Raw genomic sequence first — 3,867 nt, 5'->3', positions numbered from 1 at the left:
AAAGTAAACACCCCCAAAACAAAAAAATGAGCTGACCTCTCAAAATAACTAACTGTAGAGAAAGAAAATTTTCATTTAGGGGGTACTTCAAAATCTTAGCTTGATAGCGATGTGGTAGTACCAACAAAACACAAATTTCGTACGCCACGAAAATGTAATGACTTTATGCTGCATGTAAAAACTGATTAGTGAGAGCTCATAATCTGCGGGGGATGGGCACCCCCCGTGAATTTAAGTTTCACTTTATAAAAAAAGTAAGGATCGGTCGGTACCGCTCGTTATTGGACTATTACTTTTCCATCCATTCCTTTCAAGTAGTGGAACCGACATATTAGTTCATATGTACCGGGAGTTTCAGGTTTTACGGTAATTGTTATTTCTTTTCCTGACGGGACTTCGGCGTCAATTCCGAGCTTTTTCACCGTAAAGGTATGTTCTCTATTTCCTTTGTTTTTCAATAGCAACGTCGTCGTTTTCCCAACCGGAACAGTGATGATACTTGGATTAAAGTAATCATCATTCAATTCAACCTCAATAGGCTGTCTCACAACGTCGGATTCGGCAAATACACGGATCGAACCTAAAGTAGTCATAACTACAATCATCGCAAGTGAAATGATTAATCCAGTTAATAGCTTTTTCACAGACATTCGTAATCCCTCCTTTCCTAAGCACTAGTGTTTTCAAATTACTAAAATATTATCAATATAAATGGGGTTTACGCGTGGCTTAAATAGTAATTCTTTCGGCAACTCCTACTAACCAAGCACTAACTGGAATAGGATTTGGGTAAATAAAAAAAGCCTCCACTACTGTGGAAGCTTCTCCAAATGATGTGCAATATCAATATACATATCGGAATAAACCGAATGGATTTCATTACTAGGCGCAGCGTTAGAAGAGAAGTGGACGATTACCATACTTGCTTTCGGATCGATGTAAAGAGTTTGTCCGTAACTGCCTAAAACTTCGAAAGCACCTTGTTCATTGTGCGGAATCCACCATTGATTATGATAAGAAATTGAAGCGCCGCTGCCAATTGCGAGCTCACCTTCTTGTACATTTTTCACACTTTCTGTAATAGAAGAAGGGGCGATTTGTTTTCCGCTATATTGACCATTATTTAATAGTAATTGTCCGAACCTCGCCATATCTCTAGCAGTTGCATTTAAGCCAGCGCTCGCTTGTTCTACTTTCGTTTCATCTGTAACGTAATACGCGTTTTCTTCCATACCAATTTGAGACCAAATTCGTTCGCTTACATTTTCAGCTAACGATTTCCCTGTAATCGTTCGGATAATCCAAGCGAGTGTTTCTGTTGATCCGTTATTGTAAGAAAAAGCGGAACCGGGTGGTGCAGTTTCTTCTGCTTCTAGTAACATATCATAAATTTTCATAGGCCCCTCGTAGTTTTTGCCTCGGGGTAAAATATTACTAGCTAAATATAGTTGTGCATCTTGATTTTCTAGTCCTAGCTGCATATATCCGTGAGTAGGGTATTCAGCGGAAACTTGCATGTCCATTAATTGTTGAAGTGTTGCTTTACCAAACGGTGTATTTTTTAATTCTTTTATGTAAGTGTCAGCTGTTTTTTCTACATCAATTCGATTCTCTTCAGCGAGCGATTGTATAATTGCACCAGTAAACACCTTTGCTAACGATGCCATTCCATGAGGTTCACTCTCGTTATATCCATTGAAATATCGTTCATAAACAAGTTGACCATTCTGTACAACGACAAAAGCATCTGTTTTGTTTTCGTCTAAAAGTTTTTTTAGAGGAGTCGTATTTCCAAATCTACGCTCCACAGCAAAATCGTCTAAGTTTTGTAACGCGGTAGGGAAGGGAGCAACTTGGTCAGGGATGTTTTTTACTTCATTTATTAAAGTGAATTCTTTCATATGTGTATACGACCAGCGTAAGTAAGGATCGTCTAACCAGTTTTCTTTTGTGACATTTGCTTTAGTGGGGGTCGTTTTATTATTTTTAAAAAAAGTAAACCCAAGCCCTGTAACTACGAATAGTAATACTAGTAACAGTAATAGCAGGGGAGATTTCTTTACATTCATGCATGTACCTCCTTTAGTTTCTATTATAAGTATACGCTCGTCTTAAAATAAATACAAAATAAGGAAAGTAAACGGGTAAGTTTACTTTCCTTATGAACGTTAAGCAGATATTTGTCCGTCTGTACTTTGTTTCTTGAATTTTTGTTTTCGTCCATGTAATACATAATATAGAAGTAAAGTGAACGCAACGATAATAGCTGCGATAAAATACATATTATGATAACTTGATTTAGCAGCGACTATACCTAAAATGAAAGAACCGAAGCCAATGCCGCTATCAAAGAACGAGTAGTAAGTAGCTGTCGCAGAACCACGTCGATGGTTTGGAGCGGCAGAAATTGCAATCGTTTGGAAACTTGGAATTAATGTTCCGTATCCTAAACCGATTAACATACCTGCGCCAAGGAACCAAAATGAAGTTTGCGCTTGGCTTAAAATGAACATCCCAATTGTGAAAATAATAATAGCGGGATAAATAAGTACATTTTCACCGAAACGATCAAATATTTTCCCTGTAAATGGACGAGAAATGACCACAACAAGTGCGTATAAAATAAAGAAGTAACTTGCAATTTCGCTTAAACCGAGTTCTTTCGCATAAATAGGAATAAAGGATAAAATGCCACTATAAGAAAAGGCTAAAACAAATCCTGTCAGAGCGATTGGAATAGAAGATGGTTCAATTAAGTCTTTCCATTTCATTTTTTCTCGTTTTTGTTTGTTTACTGGTGCTACATGCGGAATATTGACTAGTAATCCTAATAAAAATGCGAGTAATGAAAATACTGAACAAACGATAAATAGTACAGTAAATGAAAAATGAGAAATAATTGTTAAACCTAAAAAAGGACCAATTACCATCGGTAGACTCATAAATACGCCGTAATAAGCAAGTGCTTCACCGCGTCTATGAGCTGGTGCTACATCAGTTACAATTGTTCCAGTTGCTGTCGTTGCCATTCCGAATCCAATACCATGTAAGAAGCGAAGGGCAAGTAATAAAAATAAACTTTGCGTACCGAAATACATAACAGTAGCGGCTAAAAATAGTGAAAGTGAAATGAATAATATTTTCTTTCTTCCTAAATCATCGAGCCATTTTCCTGTGAATGGTCTACATAAAACAGATGAAATAAGAAAAACAGTTGCAACTAAACCAATTTCCTCAGGTTTTCCTTTTAGGGTGTCTATAACATAGACAGGCAGAGTAGTCATAAGCATGTAAAATGTTAAAAAGAGAAACAGACTACTAAAACAAGTTCCGAGGAAATCCTTCGTCCAAAGTTTTTCACTTTGCATCGTCATCCCTCCAAATTAATGATCTAAATTTTTGATAATTTGTTGTAACAATTGAAAAGCTTCATGTAAGTCTTCTTCTTTAATACCTTCTAGCGTCTTTTCTTCAAAAGAATCAACTTCTTCTTGCCATAGTGGAATCATTTCTATTGCTGTTTCCGATAAGGAAATCAACTTTTCACGGCGATCTTTTCCTTCAGTACGAATAATCCAGCCCATCGTTTCCATACGTGTTAACGTACGAGTCATCGTTGGTGATTCAACATTTAAATACTGACATAATTCTGTTTGGGTACAAGATCCAGTTTGATTAATGCGGAAAATAACAGCCCATTGCGCACTAAATAATCCTGTTGGAGATACACGTTCATTAAATTTCTTCGTAAACTTACGAGAAGTTTGACTGACAATGTGGAAAAAATGTTGTTTTTCGTCCATGTATTTTGATCCTTTCAAATTAGTTACCTAGCTAACTATATACTTTTTTATGATAATTGTCTAG

General features: G+C 36.5%; 4 protein-coding genes. All 4 read right to left on the bottom strand.

Translation table 11 applies throughout. The features are described 5' to 3' along the window. Positions 1-278: 278 nt before the first annotated feature. Positions 279-650, bottom strand: coding sequence for a cupredoxin domain-containing protein (locus AB3X49_RS19060; RefSeq protein WP_002066124.1), 372 nt, complete (start codon positions 648-650; stop codon positions 279-281). A 159-nt stretch (positions 651-809) separates the two neighbouring features. Next, positions 810-2,069, bottom strand: coding sequence for a serine hydrolase domain-containing protein (locus AB3X49_RS19055; RefSeq protein ID WP_367964037.1), 1,260 nt, complete (start codon positions 2,067-2,069; stop codon positions 810-812). Between the two features lie 99 nt (positions 2,070-2,168). After that, entirely contained in the window at positions 2,169-3,368 is a 1,200-nt protein-coding gene (locus AB3X49_RS19050; protein ID WP_367964035.1) for an MFS transporter, read from the bottom strand. A gap of 15 nt (positions 3,369-3,383) precedes the next feature. After that, positions 3,384-3,803, bottom strand: coding sequence for a MarR family winged helix-turn-helix transcriptional regulator (locus AB3X49_RS19045; protein ID WP_002066126.1), 420 nt, complete (start codon positions 3,801-3,803; stop codon positions 3,384-3,386). Positions 3,804-3,867: the final 64 nt, after the last annotated feature.

It is taken from the genome of Bacillus sp. C30 (assembly GCF_040838255.1).
Lineage (GTDB): Bacteria > Bacillota > Bacilli > Bacillales > Bacillaceae_G > Bacillus_A > Bacillus_A mycoides.
Note: the sequence above shows the minus strand (reverse complement) of the source record. Positions and strands in the feature narration are given on the sequence as shown.

Bases quoted from the DNA above. Each gene is read 5' to 3' on its own strand.
- AB3X49_RS19060 (WP_002066124.1), bottom strand. From the start codon at position 650: ATGTCTGTGAAAAAGCTATTAACTGGATTAATCATTTCACTTGCGATG.
- AB3X49_RS19055 (WP_367964037.1), bottom strand. From the start codon at position 2,069: ATGAATGTAAAGAAATCTCCCCTGCTATTACTGTTACTAGTATTACTA.
- AB3X49_RS19050 (WP_367964035.1), bottom strand. From the start codon at position 3,368: ATGCAAAGTGAAAAACTTTGGACGAAGGATTTCCTCGGAACTTGTTTT.
- AB3X49_RS19045 (WP_002066126.1), bottom strand. From the start codon at position 3,803: ATGGACGAAAAACAACATTTTTTCCACATTGTCAGTCAAACTTCTCGT.